General features: G+C 32.5%; 11 protein-coding genes. 8 read left to right on the top strand and 3 right to left on the bottom strand.

All coding sequences use genetic code 11. The features are described from left to right. Window position 1 precedes the first annotated feature (1 nt). Genes V6251_RS03005 through V6251_RS03020 form a run of 4 tightly spaced genes read left to right on the top strand, consistent with a single transcriptional unit; the run spans window position 2 to window position 5,538 of the window. Window positions 2–658 (top strand): DUF1266 domain-containing protein, encoded by a 657-nt coding sequence (locus V6251_RS03005; protein WP_341586981.1) that lies wholly within the window; start codon window positions 2–4, stop codon window positions 656–658. Then, window positions 658–2,901, top strand: a complete 2,244-nt coding sequence (locus V6251_RS03010; protein WP_341586982.1) for a tetratricopeptide repeat protein — start codon at window positions 658–660, stop codon at window positions 2,899–2,901. The genes V6251_RS03005 and V6251_RS03010 overlap by 1 nt, the downstream gene beginning before the upstream one ends. Before the next feature lie 27 nt (window positions 2,902–2,928). Beyond that, window positions 2,929–4,896 carry a tetratricopeptide repeat-containing sensor histidine kinase gene (locus V6251_RS03015; protein WP_341586983.1) on the top strand — a complete coding sequence of 656 codons (1,968 nt, stop codon included), beginning with the start codon at window positions 2,929–2,931 and terminating at the stop codon, window positions 4,894–4,896. Window positions 4,897–4,902: 6 nt separating this feature from the next. Further along, entirely contained in the window at window positions 4,903–5,538 is a 636-nt protein-coding gene (locus V6251_RS03020; protein WP_341586984.1) for a response regulator transcription factor, read from the top strand. Between the two features lie 24 nt (window positions 5,539–5,562). Here the strand turns inward: V6251_RS03020 and V6251_RS03025 are convergent, their stop codons facing one another. Further along, on the bottom strand, window positions 5,563–6,555 hold the full coding sequence (locus V6251_RS03025) for a hypothetical protein (protein WP_341586985.1): 993 nt from the start codon (window positions 6,553–6,555) through the stop codon (window positions 5,563–5,565). A 150-nt stretch (window positions 6,556–6,705) separates the two neighbouring features. Here V6251_RS03025 and V6251_RS03030 point away from each other — a divergent pair, with 150 nt between their 5' ends. Beyond that, on the top strand, window positions 6,706–7,101 hold the full coding sequence (locus tag V6251_RS03030) for a hypothetical protein (protein ID WP_292946683.1): 396 nt from the start codon (window positions 6,706–6,708) through the stop codon (window positions 7,099–7,101). Window positions 7,102–7,254: 153 nt separating this feature from the next. On the opposite strand, the gene tssD is transcribed toward V6251_RS03030, so the two are convergent. Beyond that, window positions 7,255–7,650: a type VI secretion system tube protein TssD gene (gene tssD / locus V6251_RS03035; protein WP_292946680.1), complete on the bottom strand. Its 396-nt coding sequence runs from the start codon at window positions 7,648–7,650 to the stop codon at window positions 7,255–7,257. 477 nt (window positions 7,651–8,127) lie between these two features. Here tssD and V6251_RS03040 point away from each other — a divergent pair, with 477 nt between their 5' ends. The 3 genes from V6251_RS03040 to V6251_RS03050 all read left to right on the top strand — a co-directional run bounded on the left by V6251_RS03040 (window position 8,128) and on the right by V6251_RS03050 (window position 23,252). Then, entirely contained in the window at window positions 8,128–12,807 is a 4,680-nt protein-coding gene (locus V6251_RS03040; RefSeq protein ID WP_341586986.1) for a M14 family zinc carboxypeptidase, read from the top strand. Window positions 12,808–12,985: 178 nt separating this feature from the next. Next, complete coding sequence (locus V6251_RS03045; protein ID WP_341586987.1) at window positions 12,986–17,638, top strand: LamG-like jellyroll fold domain-containing protein; 4,653 nt, start codon at window positions 12,986–12,988, stop codon at window positions 17,636–17,638. Window positions 17,639–17,882: 244 nt separating this feature from the next. After that, window positions 17,883–23,252 carry a LamG-like jellyroll fold domain-containing protein gene (locus V6251_RS03050; protein ID WP_341586988.1) on the top strand — a complete coding sequence of 1,790 codons (5,370 nt, stop codon included), beginning with the start codon at window positions 17,883–17,885 and terminating at the stop codon, window positions 23,250–23,252. Window positions 23,253–23,511: 259 nt separating this feature from the next. Here V6251_RS03050 and hisS read toward each other — a convergent pair whose 3' ends face one another. Next, window positions 23,512–24,882, bottom strand: coding sequence for a histidine--tRNA ligase (gene hisS, locus V6251_RS03055; RefSeq protein WP_341586989.1), 1,371 nt, complete (start codon window positions 24,880–24,882; stop codon window positions 23,512–23,514). Window positions 24,883–24,947: the final 65 nt, after the last annotated feature.

A 24,947-nucleotide genomic window follows, 5' to 3' on the forward strand; every position in this document is an offset into this window, starting at 1 on the left:
AATGACAGCAGACATAACACCACAAATACAACAGCAATTAAATTTATCCGCTCTACTACTTAAAAAAGGCCATAATAACGCAAACCTTAACAGCTGGTCTGGTTTTGATAGTGAAGACCAAATGCAAATTAAACAAGCTAAAAGACTACTAAAGCTACATGGTATTACATCTGGTTTGCATTTACGCCACAGCTTGCAACGTTACCAAAGCGGACAAATGGTATCCAACACTTTTACTAAACTAGCAACAGAACTTAGAATGGATACTTCCACAACGTTTGATGGTAAATATAATGCGTTAGAAAATCCAAAACTTAAACACAAATATAAAATGGTATGGACGTATCGTTTTAGCTTAAAGGACCAACAATTTATTGGTTATGAACTGGCCTACTACATTTACCTAATGCGCTTAGCTACAGTCGTTGGTTATATAAACACTGACGAGTTAATCTTACGTATGGAAGATGCTAACGACACCATAAAAAAAACATTTTCTAGTTGGGGAGAATTTCATCGTAATGTGTGTTTGGGTGACGAATTTGTTTTAGGAGCAACTGAGCAGGACAACAGCAAATTCCCTGGAACAAAAACCCTTTGGGAACACTACCAACGCCTTAACGTACAACATGCCAATTGGTTTAAAACATGGAACTAATGACTAAAACAAGACAAGATCTAATACAACATATTGAGCGTGCAGAACAACTTTACGCAGCTAATCTTTACTCGCATTTATCATCGCATATTACTACAGTCCAAGAACATTTTGAACAGTTAAACGAAACAGATTACGCTAGATTTTATCGTATCGTTATGTTATACATTTGTGCTTTTGAAGACCTAAATATGCCTGTAATGGAGTCTTATTTGGAAGCTTTAGAAAGTCTAAACGAAGTCCAAGCTTCGGATTACGAAATACTTTGTAGTCATTACCAACACTGTCAGGAATCTGTATACAAAAAAGCAGTCGTTGCTTTTCCATATAATGATACATTACATCTTCATTATGCCTTAAAACTTAAACATGAAAAACGTTTTACTGATGCTATTTTAATTTTAAAATATATTTTAGAATGTTATCCAGCTTTAACCGAAGTTAGATTTTTATTTCATGAAGTACAGTCGGAATACTTACAACTATTATGTGACACTGACGAAGCTGCAGACTACAAAGCTATTTTAGGTTTAGCATCTGCCACGCATAATTTAGACATTTTAAAAGGCTTACAATTAGATGATCAATTAGATCAAGAAAGTCAAAGTTTAGTGCGCATACAATTAGCCCTTTGGAATAATAAATCTGCAGAAATTGCCAAACTTTGGAAAAACGAATGGAAGTTATTAGACCTTACACCAAACACTCGTTATTTATTAGCTGATTATGCTAAAACATTTTTGCGTTATGACTTAGTTGCTCAAATGTTAAGAGCGCCTAAAACACCTGATTTTCCAGAGGAAAACTTCAAAAATTTTGACCAGTACAAAGCTTATATGCAAGGTTTAGCAGATTCTGGTTGGCAATTAGCACAACATCATTATTTACTAGTGGGTAATTCGGCTTATTACCACACAGGTAACGAAAAAATATTTAACATTTGTGTCACGCAAGGTTTAGCGCAAAACCCTAATAATCCTTTATTATTAGTACTTAAAGCCCACTATTTTTATGCCAAGGAAGACTACAATCAAACAGGTGCTGCTTATCACGAAGCTTTTAAAAATGGATTACGCTTAAGCGAATATCTTTTTTACCTTTTAGAAGTCAATAACCGCATAAAAAACTGGCAAGGTATTTTAAATATTGTAGAGCAATTTCATAAAGGACAAACACCTACACTTAAAACCTTGTTTTTTCAAGCACGAGCCTTAGTTAATTTACAGCAACATGATGCAGCATTAAAGGTTTTAAATGAAGCGCTTCAAGATTTTCCGCATCCTATGCATTCTTATGCTCCTTGGTTGTATAGTATGCGTATGGACTATCATAAAAAAAATCAAAATTACACAGCCTTTTTAGAAGACTTAAATGAAGAGATTTACTTTTACAAAATAGGTGACAATGATTATTGTCAAACCATAAATAGTGGTGTTGAAGCTCTTCTAGAAAAAGGTGATTATCAAGAATGTTATAAGTACGCCATCTACAACCACGAACAAGATAAATTATACCCACATTTATATCCTGTATTGCATTGGCTATGTTTTTATGATTTTTTAATTACAAAACCAGACTATTTAGAGGATGTTACAACAGCAGATTTAGTTGAAACACCAACCTCATTTATTGATTACCGTAACAATGGATTTTTACATTGGATTTTAGGTGATAATAAATCAGGAGCCAATGCTTTATATGAAGCTTCTAAATTAGCATCAAACACAACGTACTATCTAAAGTTAGCCTTAGAATGTGCTAATGAAGGCTATGATGATGCACAAAGTCTTCAACTATCTAAAACTATTAAAAATCAATTTCCTGAGATTCGGGATTGGCATTTAGATTTAAATTACGCTGAGTTATTAAAAAAAGAAAAACATTATACAGCTGCATACAATGCCTATTGGGACCTAATACAAAGCTATTTAGAAGCCTCCTTTTTTGGTTTTCCTAAAGATGAATACAACCTTTTAGCACGTGCTTTAAAAGAATGTGCTTTAGGTATGGAAAATAAAAGTGAGTACCATAAGTATAATGCTATGCTTTTAAGCAAAGACCAACCCAACAAAAACCTTTTAAAAGAACAGCAAACCTATGCAGATCAATACTATAAGGACGACTTGTTTTTAAGACATAATTTACTAGAAAGTAATAGCCTATTGGATATTGAAATGACAGAAGCAGAAAAAGATGAATTATTACAAATCAAATCAACAATAACAGCCTCTTATTTTGTCTAAACATCTTAAATTTACGTTTTTTATTACATGGCATTAAAAGCAAAACATACCTTAATAGCACTATTCCTTTTTTTAGGAATTAATACTTGGGTTATTGCTCAAACATCTGCTAATACACCATTAATTGACTCGTTATCCCAAACCTACGCACAAAACTTATATACCAATCCAATAGTTGCTAAAAAGGCAGCACAAGACTGGTTAAAGGAAAGTAAACGACTAAAAATAGATTTACAAACCGTTAGAGCGCATTATGCTTTAGGTAATTTAGGTAATATTTCAGGAGATTATAAAAGTGCTATTAAAGAAACAAAAGCAGCAATTACACTTTTAAAAGCGTTAAACATTACTAATGGTCTGGCTGCTTGCTATAACATTTTAGCATTGGGCTACAAAAACCTTGGTGATTATCCCAATGCAATGGATAGTTTTATACAATGTTTAAGTTATGCTAAGGCAAATGATGATAAAGTACAAGAGGCCAATGCCTATCAAAATATAGCCACACTTTATGTGCTTCAAAAAGAATATAAAAAAGCAACCGAAAACTTAGATCGTGCAGCAAACTTATATCGTGCTTTAAAAGACGATGATGGTGTATTGGTAACCTTATTTAACTTTGCTAATATTTTAAAAGAGCAAAACAAGTTTGACCAAGCCAGAAAGCACTATCAAACAGTACTTGGATATCGAGAAAAAGAAGGCAATAAAGCTGTTATTGCGTATATAAATATCAACCTTTCGCAAATGCTTGTGGAAGAAGGCAAATGTGAAGACGCTGTAGTGTCTTTAAAAAAAACATTAACACAATTAAAAGCACTTAATTTTACATCAGATATTGTAATTGTGTTAAACGACTTAGGTTTATGCGAAAGTAAATTAGGACACACAAAAGCAGCTATAAATTATTTTCAGGAAGCCTTATCTTTAGGAGAAGAACAATCTTTACTTAGCTACAAATCTGATATTTACAAAAACTTAGCACAATTATATCAAGACGAAGGTGATTACAAAAATGCGTTAACTTTTTATCGAAAAGGAATCACTACAGTAGCAGAACAAAACGCTCTTGACAAAGAAAAATATGTTGTTAAAATACAAGAACGTTATGAGACACAACTAAAAGAAACACGAATTAAGTTATTAGAAAAAGAACAAAAATTAAGTGATGCCGAGTTACAAAAAGCCGAACTTACCTTAAAACGCCAACGTTTTGTTAGAAACGCATTTATTGCTGGTTTTGTGTTAGTTTTAATAACACTAATAGTTTTAAGGTTGTTGTATATACAGCGATTACGAGTACAAAAACAATTAAATCTTCAACAAGAGGAAAACGCAAAGCAGAAAATTAATCAAATGATTCAGGATCATAAATTATCTGTAATAGAGCGTTATCAGGAAGGTCAAGATGAAGAACGTGCTAGATTAGCAAGAGATATACACGATGGTATTGGAAGTGATTTAGCTGGTATAAAAATAGCTTTTGAGCATTATGTTGAAAAACACAATACAGAACCACAAGCCAAACGTATTGGCACTGCTATAGAAAATGCTTGTATTGACATACGCAGTCTCTCTCATCAATTACATCCTTTATCGTTTTCTAAAATAGGGTTTACTAGTTTTTTAAACGATTTTGTCTCACAAATTACTAATAATACAACATTAGCGATTCAAACTTTTTTCTTTCCAGAAGAAGACATTGATAAACTACCTGAAGACCTTTTGGCAGATGCCTATCGCATTGTACAAGAGTTAGTAAATAACATTATTAAACACGCACAAGCAACACAAGCAGAAGTGCAATTAACTAAACATGAAGACTACCTAAACATTGTAATAAATGATAATGGCAAAGGGTTTAAAACCAATAAAAAACAAGGTATTGGGCTTCGTAATATAAAAGAACGTTTACAAAAAGTTAAGGGTTCAATAACTATTGATAGTAGTTCTGGAAACGGAACTTCAATTACCATAGACATTCCTATAAATTAAGACATTTTGAAAAAAACAAATATCATTATAGCAGACGACCATTTAATGTTTTTAGAAGGCATTAATACCATATTAAGTGACATGGAAGAGATTGGAGAAGTACATCTAGCTACCGAAGGAAAACAAGTGGTTAGATTACTTAAGCAGTTTAAAATTGGCTTAATTATTAGCGATATAAATATGCCTAAAATGGATGGTATTGAGTTGCTAACCGAAATAAAGAAAAAGCATAGTCACGTTAAAATCATCATGCTAAGTATGTTAGACAACCACAGAACTGTACATAAAGTTATTCAAAAAGGTGCTGATGGATTTGTTCCAAAATTTACTAGTAAAGACGAATTACAAAAAGCGGTTAGAACTGTTTTAGGTGACGAACAATATTTTTCTGAAATTATCAAACAGCGTTACATGGAAAGTGTTTTTGAACGAAAAAAATATAAAAACATTGAGTTATCACCTCGTGAAAAAGAAGTCTTAGCGCTTTTAGCTGAAGAATTAACGTCTAAAGAAATTTCGGAAAAACTTTTTATTTCTGTTAATACCGTAGAAACACATCGAAAAAACATCTTATTAAAAACGGGTTCTAAAACAACAACTGGTGCTGTAAAATATGCAATAGAATCTGGTTTATTTGATTAATTAATAATTAACAGCAATATTACTTTACCAAGCTAAAACCCCTTCTGCTTGAAGCGTTTTTTTTATCAAAACAAGTTCTTCATCATAAGAGATTTTATCATTTTTTACTGTAATTAATTCGCCTTTGTATATATGACCTGTTTCTAAATCAAAATAAGTTGCATAAACCCCTTTTAGCGGGTTTTGGTATTTTACTGTGCCTTCATTATTAACAGTTTTATCGCTAAGGTATTGGACACTAGCTGCTCTTGACAATTCATTTTTATCTATATACACCTTTTTAGAGTCATATATCTCAAAGTTTGGCTGTGACTGCTCTAAATATTTAATAAGATCACGTTTAATTCTGGATTCTATAATATTAAAATTTGTTGCTTTATCCGATAACATAAAACAGGACATACTCCATTTGTTATCGTAAACCTCCAAAGGGACTTCAATAAACCCTTCTGGATGATAAGGTGTTTTTATAATTAAAGCAATATCAGAATAGATATCTAAATCTTCATAAAAATAATTTAAACGTGTAATAAACTTATTTAGCAACAATAGTAAGGCTTCAGATTCTAAATTAACATCAGTGGTTAAATCAATACTATTGTTATTAAATACAATTAAAGAAAATTCAGTTTTAAAAATTCGTTTAATAGCTTGCCTTGTGTCGTAACGTTTAATTGCTTCTAAATAATAATCATTTATCGTTTTTACATCCAAACCATTCATCGTTATTCCTCCATCCTCTAGTATTGTTTTTAAGTTTATATGACAATAAAATTCAATTTCAGGTTTATCTGCATTAAAAATATGGACACTAAACATATTTGGATTCATGTTTCCGCTATTAAAAAAACGGTTTAAATCTTTAAAGTTAAGCTCACCTTTATATTCTCTGGTTAAATACTGCACTAAATTATTTGATGCTTGCCTTTTAGAAATACCTCCAACTAACCTGGTAAATCCTTTGGCTAATATTACTAGTACAAATAGGCATATACCTAGTATAATTACAATCCTCATCTTTTAATTTTTAAGAGTATAAAATTAGAGCTAATTAAAAGCTACCACCTCACGGAATTCCGTGAGTTTTAATATTCACTTAAATGAGGTGTAAAATTTATAAGCTCTTAAAATACCTTTGAATCATAAATAACACCTAAAACATTTACCATGGGATTAAAAGAAAAAAAAGCAGCAAAATCAATTGAAGACCAATATTTATCAGATTATCAAAAAGAGATTAACGACATTGTTGGTAAAGCCTTACCTATTAATATTAATTGGGATACTTTTGAAATGGATTATATAAAGTTTGTACCAAGCGTTTGTTTACAAAGGCTTACAGATGGATTAAAAGAAGTTTGTAGTGATGATATGGGAAAAGAAGCAATACAAGAAAGTATTAACTCCATTGAAGTCTATTGTATACCTAACGAAGGTGCTGAAGACAAAAAATCTTTAACATTAGAAGCAGGCGTATTTGCATTAACCGCTTGTTGGGGAGGACACCATAGTGGATTTTTTACGGACTTAGTAATACGCGAGTTTTTAGAAAACAACTTATAAGCTAAATTATATTTTTGAAAAACTATAAAAAAAAGGAAAGCATAAAGCGCTTTCCTTTTTTTATACAGTCCATTTTAATTTAAAATTTAGATATAAAAAAAGCCTTTAAGGATGTAATCTTAAAGGCTTTTTATCTGATTATTTTATTAGCTATTAATTAAGTGCCAAATCATTAAAGACAACACCTTTTAAATTAGCATTAAAATAAGTTTCGTTAATACTTGTATTATACTCACTAAAAGATTGACTACAACCTGTAGCAGTAGCTTTATCAAACTTTAATGACACTGCAGGTTGGTTGTTATCCTCAATAAAAATGGTTATACTACCAGACCAAGTTCCTGGTTGATTAGTAATCCAAGCTATAAACAAAGGATCTAAACCGTTTTTAATTCCGCCAGATAAATTAACCTCTACAGGTCTACTATCCTCCTCTTGATAATAATTTGTCGAAAAATTATAGTCACATTGGGTAAGCTCAAACTGTTTTGTAGTCGTGTTATCTTTTCTAATTATTAATTCTATTTTAATATTACTAGCGTTTTCCATAGTTAATGCATCTATTAAATTATTGTTATACACTTATACTACAAAATTGAGGTTTTTATCAACAAATAAACTAACGGTATTCCGTGAAATTATAAATTAGTCATGCTAAAACTTGTTAATTAAACAAAAAAAACAAGGTAATTGGACTACTAATTTTAGCATTAAATTCAATTGAAAAAAAGACAATAAAAAGTAAAGAAACCTCTTACTTTTCACCTAAAAATTAGAATAATTTTATGATTTTGCAGCAGCTAATTATAATATTTAGTTAACAAAAAGTGCTTTTTATCGAAGATTTTTACAAAAAATTACACTTTATCGATAAAAAAAGCATTTTGTAAATTACACATTTTCAACTAATTAGATTAAAAAGATGTATTTTGTCGTGTTTTTATGCATTTAAAAGAAGATTTTCGTAATATTTTTCCTAGTTTAGCGGTCTAATTATAAAATCCTTTATACCTCAAACCAACAACAATGAATAAAATTACATTACTTATTCTTATTACACTTACTTGTACGTTTTCTTTTTCACAAGAAAAACATTCTAGAATTAAAATCACAAATCCAGACGCTGCTACAAAACGTATTATTGCAACTGGAGGTATTGATTTAAATTGTGGAGCATCTCATGATCATGATAATTTAACTTTAGAGTTAGCAGATACTGAACTTGATATATTATCTGAAAACAATATACAGTTTGAAGTCGTGATAGATGACTTAACAAAATTTTATGCGGATAGAATTAAAAATGACATTAATACTACAACCAGTAAACAAACTTATAACAACGATGCATCACAAGGTCAATTAAGAGCTTCTGTATCTAATATTATTAAAGACAATATTATACAATATACAGGGTGTGACGAATTTAATTGGGTAGAACCAACTAATTTTCATTTTGGATCAATGGGAAATTGCTTAACAATAAGCGAAGTATTAACCGAACTGGATAATATGAATTCCTATGATGCTACAAATAACTTAAATATAGTATCTGCTAGACAAGATGCATCATCTAATAATAAAAAAACTTGGGGTAATCCACAAAATACAATTACCAACAACGGATTAACTTATTCTGGGCAAGGTACATCTAGATGGAACCCACAAACCATTAACTATATACGTATTACAGGTAACGAAAGCGCTACTGCTGAAGGTACAAAACCACAAATATTATTTACTTCTATGATACACTCTAGAGAAGTAAGTGCTTTAATGAATAACATATATTTTATGTGGTATTTAATTGAAAACTATAATACAAACGACGCGATTAAAGAATTAGTTGATAATAACGAGTTATATTTTGTACCAGTAGTTAATCCTGACGGTTTACGTTGGAATCAACATTTAAGTCCAGGAGGAGGTGGAATGCAGCGTAAAAACTTAAGACCAAATACTGGAAGCACATCTAATTCGACTGCAACAAGAGGTGTAGATTTAAACCGAAACTTTGACTACTATTGGGATTATAACGATGTTGGTTCTTCTGGATCTCCTACAAGTAATTTATATAGAGGTCCATCTGCTGCTTCAGAACCTGAAACACAAATTATGGTAGATTTTATTACTAACCGTAATTTTAAAACAGGTGTTTGGAATCACTCTTATGCTAATTCTGTTCCGCATCCATATGGTGGTGTACCAACTTTAAGTTCTGGTAGAGAAAATGAGTTTTATAAATGGCATGAAGAAATGACTAGGTATAATAGATACCTTTACGGAGCAACTATTTTTTACGAATCTAATGGTTTACCAGATGATTGGATGATGGGTGGAGCTGATGATAATAATGGAAAAAATGGTTCTGGTCAAGCTATTTTAGCAACAACACCTGAACATGGTGCAAACAGTTCTGGATTTTGGCCTAATAATGCAAACGTAAGATTAAATGCGGTAAACTCCATGCGTATCTCCTTAGCAACTGCTTATTATGGAGGTAAATATGCTAAACTACACGATTTAACTCAAAGTACAATTAGCAATGCAATTGGTGATGATATTGTATTAGGTATTGAACGTATTGGACAAACAGCAAGTAATTTTACTGTAACTGTAACACCAATATCTTCTAACATTTCAAGTATAGCTTCTCCAATAACAGAAGTAGGCATGTCTGTACTAGAACAAAGAAACGTTAGTTTTTCTTTAAATTTAAATACTGGCATTTCTCCAAACGAAAAAATTGTCTACAACGTCGCGTTATCAAACGATAATGGAGTTATTTATGAAGCTGAATACACAAAATACTATCAACCTACGATATTGTTCCAAAACAGTCCTGATACAGACGGATTAAATGGTTGGACACAATCTGGAAGTTGGTCTATTACATCAAACTCTTATGATGGTAGTAGTGCAATAAGCACAGGATCTTATGTGGCAAATGCTTCAAAAACATTAACTACGACTAATAGTTATGATTTTTCTAATTCAGATGAAGTAATAATTCAGTTTTATTCAAAATGGGATATTGAAAGAAATTATGACTTTGCAGAAGTTTTAGCTTCACCAGATGGTGGATCAAATTGGATTTCGCTTTGCGGAAATTACACTAAACCTAACGCAACTAGTAACACAACTAGTCATGACAATAAAAGTGGTACTTATGCTAATTATCAAGCTAATAGTTCTGGACAGATATATGATGGTGACCAAATGGATAATTGGGTTATGGAAGAGTTTTCAATTGACAGTGATTATGCCTCAATTTTAAATTCTGACAATGTAAAAATCAGATTTAACTTCAGGACTGACGCATTAAATGTTAATGAAAACTACTCTACAACTAATGATGGTTTTTTTATTGATGACTTTAAAATTATAGGCATCACTTATGCATGTGAACCTATTGTACCTAACAACGTAACTGTAACAAATATTACAACAGCTACTGCAGAAGTAAATTGGGATGAAGGCGTGTTAGCAACTTACGATTTACGTTACAGAGAAACAGGTTCTGGATCTGCTGGATGGACAACCATTACAGATATTGCTACAAATACGTATACTATTTATGGCTTAGATGAGGCTACAGATTATGATGTTAGAGTAAGAACAAAGTGTACTTCTAGTAATTCTAGTTACAGTGCAATAACTAATTTTACAACAACTACCTCTGCACCTTGTACAGGAACAGCAATTGCGAACTTCCCATATTTTGAAAGTTTTGAAAACACATTAGGTGTTTGGACAGATCAAACCTCACCTACTGACGATTTTAATTGGACAATCAAACAGCAAGAAGCCGATGGTAATTCTACGCTATCTGCAGGCACAGGACCTTCATTAGCATCAGATGGTATTTACTTTATTTATATTGAAGCATCAGATCCTAATTTTCCTAGCAAAACAGCTAGTTTATTAAGTCCATGTATTGATTTTTCTGACAGAGAAAATGCATCTTTCAATTTTGATTACCACATGTTTGGAGACTTTATTGGCGTATTAACAGTAGATGTAAGTACAGATAATGGTGCAAACTATATTACTTTAAGTGATTATACACTTTCTGGAAGTCAACAAGCTAGCCATACAGAGGCTTGGAAAACTCAAACTGTTGATTTATCATCTTTTGATGGTCAAGTTATTAAGTTAAGATTAAGTGCTACAACTAGCGCCAACGCAGTTGATGGATGGTCTGGAGACATTGCAATTGATAAATTAGGTATTACCTCTGATTTAGCGACTTCTGCTCCACCTGTGGCTAATTGTAAAAATATAAATGTGCAGTTGGACGCTACTGGAAACGCATCAATAACAGCATCACAAATAGATAATGGATCAACAGACGATGTTGCCATTACAAATTATAGTATTAATATAGACACGTTTGACTGTTCCAATATTGGTACGCCTATTACAGTAACATTAACTGTGGAAGATGCAGATGGTCAAACTGATACTTGTACAGCTACTATAACTGTATTAGACCAAATTAAGCCTGTATTTGCCAATGTACCAGAAAATATTGCATTGACTTGTGGCGCTAATAATCCAACTTGGACAGATCCAACAGTTACGGATAATTGTGATAATACATTAACAGCTAACAGGTCAGATACTACTGGATTAAATAGTGGAGATACTTTTCCTAACGGAATAACAACAATTAGTTACAACGTGACTGATAGTTCTGGTAATACTGAAACAGCTTCTTTTACCGTAAATATTATTGAAGATTTAACTAATCCTATTGCCATAACACAAAATATAAATGTGCAATTAGATCAAGACGGAAATGCAACCATTACTCCTGCTGATGTTAATAATGGATCAACAGATAATTGTGCAATTGCATCTTACAGTCTATCACAAACCAGTTTTGATTGCTCTAATATTGGAGAAAACACTGTAACACTTACCGTTACCGACACAAATGCTAATATAGATACAGCAACTGCTACTGTTACTATATTACAACAAGATGCTCCAACAACTGCTTGTTATGAAACAGCAACTTACAACTCTAGTACTTGTACTTGGGTTGTTACAGGAACACCTCCAGAACCTGTAATTACCAATGTTGCTATTTGTTCAAACGAAACCTACACATGGTCAGTAAACAGTGTAACATATAATGGTGCAGATGGAGATACATATGTTACAGTAACTGGTTCTGGATGTGATGCAGATCAAACTTTAAACATCACTGTAACAACTGCTACTAACACATATTATGCAGATAATGATGCAGATGGTTTTGGAGACGCTAGTAATTCAATATTAACATGTACGCAGCCTATTGGTTATGTAACGGATAACACAGATTGTGATGACACTAATGACACTGTATATCCTGGAGCAACCGAAATCCCACAAAACGGAATTGATGAAGACTGTAATGGATCTGACGAAACCGAGACTTTAGGAGTTACTGAATTTGAAAATGAGAACATTGTTATTAGTCCAAACCCTTTTAATGCTTTTATAGACATTAAACTACCAATACGCTTAAATAACGACACCATATCTGTTTCAATATTTGATTTAAATGGTAGAGTGATATACAATAGGGTAACGCAACCTATTAATGGAAAGATTAGACTAAATCAGTTAGAAAGCTTAGAACAAGCACCTTACTTTTTACGTATTTCAGATTCTAAAAATACATTTGTTCAAACTCAAAAACTAATTAAATTTTAACCAACAACAACCTACAAGCAAGCAATAAATAGCCTGAAAACGGTCTAAAGTAAGAAACGATCCATTCGTCGACAGTTAATTGCATTCAAACTAAAGTCAACCTATTTAGTGCTTGCTTAAATTTAATTTTACATCATATTAACAAAAAAAGATTCCCCTCAAATCGACCTTTTAAACTATGAAAAACATTACCCTCAACAAAACCCTACTAATTCTTTTAGCATTATTAAGTATTGCTAATAACTATTCTGCAATTGGTCAAACCGAAACGACTTTAGGATTTTATGATTTTGAATCTGGAACTCAAGGTTGGTCAGAGTCCTCTCAAGCCTACAGAGCAATTAATACCTTTTATGCTTACGAAGGAAATACTAGTTTTTGGTTAAGAGATAATTTAGGTGACAACTCTTCAATGACTTCTCCATCGTTTTATGTTGGAGCTTACGACAAAATTGACTTTAAATTTTTCTTTACTACCTATAGTATGGAAAATGGAGAAGACTTTTTTATAGAATATAGCTCAGGAGGTTTCTTTGGAGGTGGTAGTTGGCAAACCGTTGCACGATTTGTTAGTGGTAGTGTTGCTAATAAAAATGGTGACTTTCAATCAGGTAACTCAACTATATTTTATAGTAAAACAGCAACCTTAATGGCTACTGATTTTAACTTTCCTTTATTTGGAACAGGTAGATTTAGAATAAGATGTGATGCAAGTGACACTAATGATTATTTAATGATAGATAACATTACAATTACTGGTACAACATTTAACACACCAACTACTGGACCTGGAGGTGTTGTAAGTAATTTAGACTTATGGTTAAAAGCAGATCAATTAGATGGTTCTAATTATGGTTTAGATGGTGCAAACGTTAGTAAATGGGTAGATAACGGAAAAGGAAACAATGCAGAAGTTGTAGTTGCAGGACAAGAACCAGTGTATAGAGACAATAGCTCTAAAAACTTAAATTTTAACCCTGTTATCGAGTTTGAAAATAACAACAATACCTCTCAAGCAGATATGACCTATTTAACAAATAGGGATGAGTTAAAAGGAACTGGAGGTTTTAGTACAAATGACGTTTTTGTAGTCTTAATGCCAGATCCAGAAATTACCACAAACATGAATCCTTTAGACACCTTTACTGGATCTGATCCATTAACAGATAGTTTTACTGAGGATGTTACAGGTTTTGGATATGGATCTTATACTGCAAGGGTTGTTAATGAGCGTCTTTCTTATTGTATTGGTACGACTAGTGAAACGCCATCAAACCCAACCGAAAATGGTTATGGATTATCCGATACAAATTCAGGGACAGATTACAATCAAATACAAATTATTAATGTTAGACAAAACAATGCTAACAATAACATGGAATTATATTTTAATGCCAAACAAGTTGGTAATCAAACTAATGACATATCTAGATATGCAACAATTAATAATGGTAGGTATTGGTTAGGAAGAAGTCAATATTGGAACGGAAGTTTTGATGGTAGAATTGCTGAGGTTATTACTTACAATTCAAGAAAATCTGATAACAACCTTACACAAGAACGTAATAGAATACAGTCCTATTTAGGTATAAAATATGGAATCACATTAGGTGTTAACGGAATCTCTCAGGATTATGTTGATAGTCAAGGAAATGTAATTTGGGATCAATCTGCAAATAATGGATACAACTATGATATTGCTGGTATTGGACGTGACGATAGTGCTGAGTTAGACCAAAGACAATCAAGAAGTGTAAACTCGGAATTAGATGCTACAGGAGAAACTAGAGGATTAATTACTATGGGCTTAACTGACATTTACGACACAAATAGTTTAAATAAAGCGTCAAATCCTGTATCATTAAATAATCGTGAATACTTAACATGGGGAAACAATAATGCAGATTTAGATGCAGCTCCAGAAGTAATAAGTGTTGACATGAGTAGTGGTATACCAGGTTTATCAACTTTAGTAAGCTTTTTAGGTATGCAACGCACTTGGAAAGTAGTAGAAAATGGTGGAGATATTGGTAAGGTAAAAGTTTCCATTCCGCAAAACGCGATTAGAAACATTTCTCCTCCAGGTAGTTACTACATGTTTATATCAGATACTCCAGTTTTTGACCCAACTGCAGATTATAGATTAATGACCATGAATGGTACAAACTTAGAAACTACATACGATTTTGATGGCACTAAATACATAACATTTGGATATGCATCACAGGTAGAAGTTATTAGATCTGTATATTTTAATGGTGCCAGTAACTATATTGACATGGAAGATAATTTGGATTTAAACCCATCTGCTTTTACAGTTTCTGCGTGGATAAAAAGAGATGCTGGAGATTCTGGTACTAAATCAATTTTATCTAAACGTAATAGTACTTTTAATGCAGGATATGATTTTCAGATTTTAAATAACAATCGTATTAGAATAGAATGGCAAAATGGTAGTAGACAACGACTAACAAGTACAACAAAAATTCCTGATAACGAATGGCATCATGTTGCAGCAATATATAATGGATCTAATGTAAAAATTTATATCGATGGTGTATTAGATAAATCGGCTAACAGGTCTGCTCCTATTGATACTGACGAATCATTTTTAATTGCTGCTGCTTCAAAAACATCTACTGATCAATTTTTTAGAGGAAATATTGATGAAATTAGAGTATGGAGTACTAATCTAAGCGAAGGACAATTGCGCTATTTAATGAACCAAGAAATTGAAGAAAACGGTTCGTTTACAAGCGGAAAAATAGTACCTAATACAATAACAAATAATGAGGTAGCTTCATTACCATGGAGTAATTTAAAAGGATATTATCCAATGTCAATTTATACCTATACTAATACTAACGACGCTTCAGGGAATAATATACAAGGGGCTTTAAAAAACTTAAATACGGTTGATTTCCAAACAGCACCTTTACCATACACTACTACTACATCTGGTGATTGGGCAAATAATAACACATGGACTAATGGAAATACGTATTACATTCCTGGATCTACATCAATAGTAGATGCTGATGTTACTGTAGATTGGAATATTGTTGAAATAAGTCATGACGTAACTTTAAACAACAGCAACCTACCAGCAAATAACAATGATAACAGAACGGTATTAAGTTTAAATGTTATTAATAACACATTATCTGTAAATGGTGATAACGATTTAAATACAGGTAACGGAATAACAGTTTCTCACTATTTAAAATTAGACGGAAAAATAGATTTACAAGGTGAGTCGCAATTAATTCAATCTTTAAACAGTGATTTAGATCCATCAAGTACAGGATCGATAGAACGTGACCAACAAGGGACTAAAGATTTGTTTACTTACAACTTCTGGTCTTCTCCTGTTGGTGTGACAAATAATAGTACTAATAACAATGCATATACTTTACCTCAGGTATTTAAAGATGGTACTGATCCTAATAATCCGGTTGATATAAACTTTATAACAAATAGTTATAATGGTACTTCAGGATCACCAATCGGTATTGCAGATTATTGGATATGGAAATATTCTAACCAATCTGGAGCGTATGCTGACTGGCAACATGTTAGAAGCACAGGTTCTTTATTAACAGGAGAAGGGTTTACTTTAAAAGGAGTTACAAATACTGGTAATGATTTGTCACAAGAACAAAACTATGTTTTTAACGGAAAACCAAATAATGGAGATATTAACCTACCTATTACTGCAGGAAACGAATATTTAGTTGGTAATCCTTATGCATCAGCATTAGATGCGCATCAATTTATAATGGACAATGCGCCAACAATAGAAGGTGCTGGTAGTACAACCGGAACATTATACTTCTGGGAACATTGGGGAGGAGGATCTCACAATTTAGCAGATTACCAAGGTGGTTACGCTACTTATAATTTATCAGGGTCTACTCCTGCTGCAAGCTATGGTACCAATGATCCATTAGTCGCTACAGGTGGTACACCTGTTAAATTACCAGGTCGCTATATTCCAGTGTCTCAAGGATTTTTTGTGAAAAGCGAAAACTCGGGTAACATTAGATTTAATAATGGACAACGTATTTTTGAAAAAGAAGGAGCTTCTTCAGTATTTGTAAGATCTACTTCTGAAGCTGCAACAACATCTAATAGTTACAATGCTGATGACAGATTAAAAATTAGATTAGGCTTTAATTCTGTTAACACTGTACACAGACAATTATTAGTCACAGAAGATACTAATGCTTCTACTGGATATGATTGGGGTTATGATGGTGAAGCCAAAACAGAGCAAATGGACGATATGTATTGGATGATTAGCGATAATAAATATACAATACAAGGTACTAATGTTATTGATTACGCAACTATTTTACCTCTAGGAATTCATGTTGATACTGATGGAATAAACACCATAACAATTGATGCTTTAGAAAATGTTCCAGATGACTTAGAAATTTATATCTATGACAACGTTACAAATACTTACCATGACCTAAGACAAAATGACGTGGCTTTAGACTTAACAACTGGAGCATATTTAGACAGATTTGATTTAAGGTTTAGTCAAGTATCTAACTCATTGTCTACAGAAGATTTTGAAATAGAAACTACAATCAATTATTACTACGCAAATGGGTCTAATACTATAGTAGTAAATAACCCTAAATTAGAAAATGTAAAAACAGTAAGTCTTTATAATATATTAGGACAAGAAATTGTTTCTTTTAATGATTTTGAATCTACAGATTTAATCGAATTAAAAACGAACAAAATAAGCACTGGTACTTACGTTTTAGAGGTAATTACAGAAGATGGTAAATTATCTAAAAAAGTTTTAATCGAATAATATAGCCCAAATCTACTTTATTCTTATTAACAAAAAAACCAAGACATGATGTCTTGGTTTTTTTTTATTTCACCTTAATTTAAAACATAATGCTTTATACCCTTTTTTATGCTTTTAAACCCATAAATGATTCGACATAATCCTCAAAAGTGCATTTCATCGAAAATATTTGTATTTTACCCAATAAAGCGATAGTTTTACCTCGAATTTTGAATTAGTCCCTAAACTAAACACATTCCTGCTTATGACAACCTTTACTTTTAAAGCTTTATTAGCTAACTTATTCAGTAAGAAACATATATTACTAATAAGTCTATTTACTTTATGTAATACGTTTGCTCAGACGTCTATTGTACAAGTCTCTGTAAATTGGCCAAGTTGGTCCTCTGAAAACAGAGTTGAAATTTATAATCCTGGAGGCACTTTATTAGCTACTATCGATAATGGATATAACGGTAGTGCTAATAACTCATACAGCACTACATTAGATTTAGGCTGTATAGCAGATGGTATTAATTATTACGCAGTACTTTATGATACTTATAATGATGGTTGGAATGGAACGACATCTAATATAACCATTACATCTAGTGGTACCACTGTATTAACAAACTCAGGTAATGGAGCAACACCAGGAGGTGCTACTCAATTTTTCAATGTATCTGGAGGTTGTGCAACTAGTTGCTCTTCTATAGTAAGTAGTTTTCCTTATAACGAAGGGTTTGAATCTGGTTTAGGAAGTTGGACACAGGATACTAGTGAAAATTTAAATTGGACAAGAAACTCAAATGGTACACCATCTAGTAATACTGGACCTTCAAATGCTAATGGCGGAAATTGGTATTTATATACTGAAGCATCTAGCAATAACAACAGAACAGCAAACTTATTAAGTCCATGTTTTGATTTAACAGGAGCGACTTCTGCTCAATTTTCATTTTACCATCATATGTATGGTGCTAACATGGGAACCCTAAATGTAGATTTAAGTACAAATGGAGGTACAACATACCCAGTTAATCTTTGGTCACAAAGCAACCAAGTACAAACCAATAATGGATCTCCATGGGTTTTAGTAACTATAAACTTAACCGCTTATGTTGGGCAATCTATTAATATAAGATTTTCTGGAAACACAGGAACTGATTACAGAAGTGATATGGCTATTGATGATATTTCATTAACTGCGGTTACTACGCCTCTACCTGAAATTAATATTACAGGAAATGGTACAACAATTAATAGTGGAGATAATACACCTAGCACAACAGATGACACAGATTTTGGGTCTGTTAATGTTGCTTCTGGTAGTAATACAAATATGTTTATTATTAACAACGATGGTACACTACCTTTATCATTAACAGGTGGATTACCTTATGTTAGTATAACTGGAGCAAATGCCTCGGATTTTACCTTAGCTAGTATTCCAACTACTCCAATTGCCTCAGGAAGTAATACAACTTTTAGCATCACCTTTGATCCTTCTTCAAATGGATTAAGATCTGCCATAATTACTATTGCTAATGACGATTCAAATGAAAACCCTTACACTTTTTACGTTCAGGGTTATGGAAATACGCCTTTAGCACAAGGTCCAGGAGGTGTAACATCTAATCTTGAAACGTGGTTAAAAGCAAATGATGGAGCAGGACTTACCGACAACCAACCGTTAACAACTTGGTATGATCAAGCTAATACTAATCATGCCACAGTAAATATGGCTGGACAAGAACCTACGTACAGAGATCATCCTAGTTATAATGTTAACTTTAATGCTGTTGTAGATTTTGATAGTTCTTACAGCTTAGCTCCTACAGATAATGACTACTCTTTTGACAATACTAATGGAGACTTTTTAAAGAGTGATTCTGGTTTTTACACTCAGGATATGTTTGCTGTTGTTTTACCTGATAACAACATTAACAACACTTTTGGAAACATGGACATTTTCTGTGGTGACGAAGATTTAGCTACAGATACTGAAGACGTTACAGGTTTTGGATATGGTCGCTATTCGGCTAGATTTACTAATGAGGTTTTTGCCTATTGCGTTGGACCTACAACTAATTCGGCTCCATATACAGGTTATGGTGTCGCAGATAATAATACGACTACAAATTATAATAATGTTGGTATTTTAAATGCTAGAAACAATACTGCTGCAACTAGACAAGAGTTATTTTATAATGCTAATAATGTAGCAACAGTGCACAATGACGTTGCAGATTTTTCTAATGTTAATGATTCGCGTTATTGGATTGGAAGAAGCGAAGGTTATGAGGCTGCTACTAACGCTAGAATTGTAGAAATTATCTCTTTTTCTTCAAGAAAAAATGATGCTAACTTATTAGACGAACGTAATAAAATCCAATCCTATTTAGCTATCAAATATGGTGTTACCTTAGGTATTAATGGTACGTCTCAGGATTATGTAGATTCCAATGGAAACGTAATTTGGGATGTGTCTGCAAATTCTGGTTTTAATTATGATATTGCAGGAATTGGACGTGATGATGATTCGGATTTAATCCAAAAACAATCTAAAAGTGTAAATAACTCAAGCATTGTAGCTATATCATTAACTAACACAGCTTTAACAAACAACTTAAACTCTAGCTCATTTAGTACTGATAAAGAGTTTTTAGTTTGGGGTAATGATGGTCAAAACACTAATACTTCTGGTGCTTCTGTTACAGTTAGCTTAGGACCTGCTACTATTACAACTATTACAGATGTAATGAACAGAAAATGGAAAATTGTAGAAACTGCTGGAGATGATATTGGAACGGTTGAGGTATCTGTATTTGATACTGATTTAACCGGATTACCTCCATTAACAGGAAATGACGCTTATGTTATGCTTGTATCAGATGATGCTGGTTTTACAACTAACTTACAAACGGTATTTTTAGACCCAAGTACTTTTAACGGTCAAGGCACTAGAGAAGGTACTTACGATTTTGATGGTACTAAATATTTTACTTTTGGTGTGGCACACGAAGAGGTTAAATCTAGACATTTAGGATTTGATGGTGTGGATAATTTTACTTTAGTAGGTAATAAAGTAGATCTAGCTGGTGACTTTACTGCTTCGGCTTGGGTAAAACCTGAAGGTTCTAACAACTTAGCTAGCGACAAAACAATAGTTGCAAAAAATGATGGTGTAGATGGTTACAAATTTTTCTTAACAGATAATAATACTGTAAGTTTTTCAATAGGAAACAATCCAACAGACCGAATAAATTCTATTACAACTTTACCAAACGACATTTGGCATCATGTAGCTGTAATTTACGATAACAACATTGCTAGTCTTTATATTGATGGGGTTTTAGATAACTCAAAAACCATTGTCAATCCAACGCCTAATGGTGCCGAGTTTGCTATTGGTGCAATTTATATTGACAAATTAAATATTTTAGACTTTTTTAAAGGAGATATTGACGAAATCAGAATTTGGGACCAAGCATTAACATTGACTCAATTACGATATGTCATGAATCAAGAATTGCAAAAAGCAGGCACTGTTGTAAATGGTGTTGTAGTCCCAAATGCAATTACTAAAAATGATATTGAAGTTGTCGACTGGTCTAATCTAGAGGCTTATTACAACATGAATTCTTATATTGGAACGCATCTTAACGATGTCTCTGGTAATGGTAACAGAGGTAGTCTAACAGACCCTAATCAATTTACTTTAGAGTACCAATCCTCTCCTTTACCTTATAACACTTCAAGTGATGGTAGTTGGGATAATAACAGTACTTGGGTTAATGGAGCCGAGTTATATATGCCTGGAACAGCTAGTATTGTTGATCCTAGTGTAACTATAGATTGGAATATTGTTAAAACCAACCATAATTTAACATTAGATAACAACACGCTTCCTTCTGGAAATAATCAAAACAGAACAGTTTTAGGTTTGTTTGTAGAAAGTAATAAACTAACTGCCAATGGTGACACCAGTTTAAATCAAGGTAACGGTTTGACTATTACACACTATTTAAAATTAGATGGTAAGATAGATTTAGAAGGCGAATCACAATTAATCCAAACATTAAATAGTGATCTAGATGTTACAAGTTCAGGAACATTAGAGCGTGACCAACAAGGTACTCAGGATTTATACACCTATAACTATTGGTCGTCGCCTGTTGGAACTAGCAATGCAACTACAAATAATAACAGCTACACATTACCAACAATTTATAAAGATGGTACCAATCCTGCTGCTCCAACTAATATCAACTTTATTACTAATAGTTATAATGGTACTTCTGGAACACCAATTGGTATTGCAGATTATTGGATATGGAAATACGCTAACCAATCTGGTGCTTATGCTGATTGGCAACATGTAAGAAGCACAGGATCTTTACAAATTGGTGAAGGCTTTACAATGAAAGGTGTTACAAACACAAGCGGAAATGTAGCTTTAGAACAAAATTATGTGTTACAAGGAAAACCAAATAATGGTGATATAACTTTACCTATAACTGCTTCAAACGAATATTTAATTGGTAATCCATATGCATCTGCAATAGATGCTCATCAATTTATTATGGATAATGCACCAACAATATTAGGAGCAGGAGGAACGACTGGTACATTATATTTTTGGGAACATTGGGGAGGAGGCTCACATAATCTAGCAGATTATCAAGGTGGATATGCAACCTATAATTTATCAGGTGCAACTCCTGCTGCAAGTTATGGTACTAATGATCCTATGGTAGCAACAGGTGGTACACCTTCTAAACTTCCAGGTCGCTATATTCCGGTTGCACAAGGATTTTTTGTAAAAAGTGAAAATACAGGTACACTAAGATTTACTAATAACCAACGTGTTTTTGAAAAAGAAGGATCATCATCTGTGTTTGTTAGAATGTCTTCTGAAAACTCTGTAGCAGATAATTACAACTCTGACTCTAGATTAAAAATTAGATTAGGATTAAATTCTGTTAACGGAATACACAGACAATTGCTAGTAACTCAAGACAGTCATGCGACTCCAGGATATGATTGGGCTTATGATGGCGAGAAAAAAGACGCTCAAATGGATGATATGTATTGGACTATTGACAACAATAACTATATCATACAAGGGACAAATGTTATTGACCAAAACACGGTTTTACCAATAGGTCTAATTACAGATGCAGCTGGTGATAATACACTTACCTTAGATGCTTTAGAAAACGTACCAAATAGCCTTGACATTTACTTACACGATGTTTTAAATGCTACTTATCACGATTTAAGACAAGGTGATTTTATAATTAATTTACCTGCAGGAGAACATAGTAACAGATTTGAATTGGTATTTAGCAACCAACAAGAAAGTTTAAGTGTAGAGGATACTGAATTAGAGAACGACATTAACGTCTACTACTCTAACAGCTTACAACACATTGTTATTAATAACCCTAAGTTAAACACCATTACGTCTGTTAATTTGTACAATATTTTAGGTCAGCACATAACTAACTTTAAGGATATAAACACACAAGATTATATAGAATTAAATTCTGGCGAGTTAAGTACTGGAAATTATATCATCAAATTAAAAACGAGCGAAGGTGAGATTTCAAAGAAAGTTTTAGTTGAATAAGTATTGCCCCAAATCATTTTATAATTCACTAAAAAGAAAAGCCGAAACATATGTTTCGGCTTTTTAATTTTATACTATTTAAGCATTAAGAATAATGACTATTACCAGAATAAAAAGTACTGACAAAATATAATTATAAACACTGTTATTTAAATCTTTAAACTTAATTTTTCCTGGATAAAACAACCATCTTATAGTTTGACCTGAAAATCTAAGAACAAAATCGATAATTATGTCTAAAGAAAAATCCAAGAAACAATTATCTCAACTTAGTAATTAATACCTCTAAATTTACTTTATCCTGTTCCCCTGAAATCATATTTTTAAGAGTGAATTGATTATTTTTAAGTTCCTCCTCTCCTACTAAAACAACAAATGGTATGTTACGCTTATTGGCATAATTCATTTGCTTTTTCATTTTAGCACTATCAGGATACAGCTCGGCATTTATATTATTTTCTCTTAAATCTTTAATTGCTTTTAAGCTAAATAAGGATTCTTTATCACCAAAGTTAATAAACAATACTTCTGTAGATTTTGTAATAGTTTCTGGAAACAAACCTAATTCTTCTAAAACTAAATAAATACGATCTAATCCAAAACTAATGCCTACTCCACTTACATTTTTAAGACCAAATATTCCTGTTAAATCATCGTAACGACCTCCTCCACCAATAGATCCCATTGCTACACCTTCTGGTGCAGATACCTCAAAGATAGCTCCTGTGTAATAATTTAAACCTCTAGCTAAGGTTACATCTAACTGTAATTTAGCAGAATTTAAACCTAATGCAGTTATAGCCTCATTAATAAAACTTAACTCTTCTATTCCTTTTTGACCTTCTTCAGAGGTACTTAAAATAGATTTTAAACTCTCTATTTGCGACCCAAAATCACCTTTTAAAGTAAACAAAGGTTGAAGCTTAGCTATACCGTCTTGAGATATACCTTTACCAAGCATTTCTTCCTTTACCTTATCCTCTCCTATTTTATCTAATTTGTCTAAAGCAACGGTAAAATCGATTAACTTATCACTTGCTCCAATAACCTCAGCAATACCAGATAATATTTTACGATTGTTAATTTTGATTGTAGCACCTTCTAGCTTTAAAGCTGTAAAAACGTTGTCATACAACTGCACAAACTCTACTTCCTGCCATAAACTATCACTACCAACAACATCTGCATCACATTGATAAAACTCTCTAAAACGTCCTTTTTGTGGTCTATCTGCACGCCAAACAGGTTGCATTTGATAACGTTTAAACGGAAACTCTATTTCGTTTTGGTGTTGCACTACGTATCTTGCAAATGGCACTGTTAAGTCATAACGTAATGCCTTTTCTGAGATTTTTGGTGTTATTTTTCCTGAATCCTTTAAAGCATATAATGGCTCGTCTACTTTTGATAAAAAGTCACCAGAATTCAAAATTTTAAAAATCAAACGATCACCTTCTTCTCCATATTTACCCATTAAGGTATCAGAATTTTCAAAACTTGGCGTCTCTATTGGCTGAAATCCAAAACGTTGAAATTGTGATTTTATAGTACTAAATATATAGTTACGTTTTGCAACTTCTTCTGGATTAAAATCTCTTGTTCCCTTTGGTATACTTGGTTTTTGTGCCATATATATTCCCTATATTATAAGGATTTTTTTAGTGTTACTTTTAATATTCTGTAGGTTTAACAGAA

Source organism: Olleya sp. Ti.3.14 (genome assembly GCF_038154885.1).
GTDB lineage: Bacteria > Bacteroidota > Bacteroidia > Flavobacteriales > Flavobacteriaceae > Olleya.

Bases quoted from the DNA above. Each gene is read 5' to 3' on its own strand.
- V6251_RS03040 (WP_341586986.1), top strand. From the start codon at position 8,128: ATGAATAAAATTACATTACTTATTCTTATTACACTTACTTGTACGTTT.
- V6251_RS03045 (WP_341586987.1), top strand. From the start codon at position 12,986: ATGAAAAACATTACCCTCAACAAAACCCTACTAATTCTTTTAGCATTA.
- V6251_RS03015 (WP_341586983.1), top strand. From the start codon at position 2,929: ATGGCATTAAAAGCAAAACATACCTTAATAGCACTATTCCTTTTTTTA.
- V6251_RS03010 (WP_341586982.1), top strand. From the start codon at position 658: ATGACTAAAACAAGACAAGATCTAATACAACATATTGAGCGTGCAGAA.
- V6251_RS03005 (WP_341586981.1), top strand. From the start codon at position 2: ATGACAGCAGACATAACACCACAAATACAACAGCAATTAAATTTATCC.
- V6251_RS03030 (WP_292946683.1), top strand. From the start codon at position 6,706: ATGGGATTAAAAGAAAAAAAAGCAGCAAAATCAATTGAAGACCAATAT.
- tssD (WP_292946680.1), bottom strand. From the start codon at position 7,650: ATGGAAAACGCTAGTAATATTAAAATAGAATTAATAATTAGAAAAGAT.
- V6251_RS03025 (WP_341586985.1), bottom strand. From the start codon at position 6,555: ATGAGGATTGTAATTATACTAGGTATATGCCTATTTGTACTAGTAATA.
- hisS (WP_341586989.1), bottom strand. From the start codon at position 24,882: ATGGCACAAAAACCAAGTATACCAAAGGGAACAAGAGATTTTAATCCA.
- V6251_RS03050 (WP_341586988.1), top strand. From the start codon at position 17,883: ATGACAACCTTTACTTTTAAAGCTTTATTAGCTAACTTATTCAGTAAG.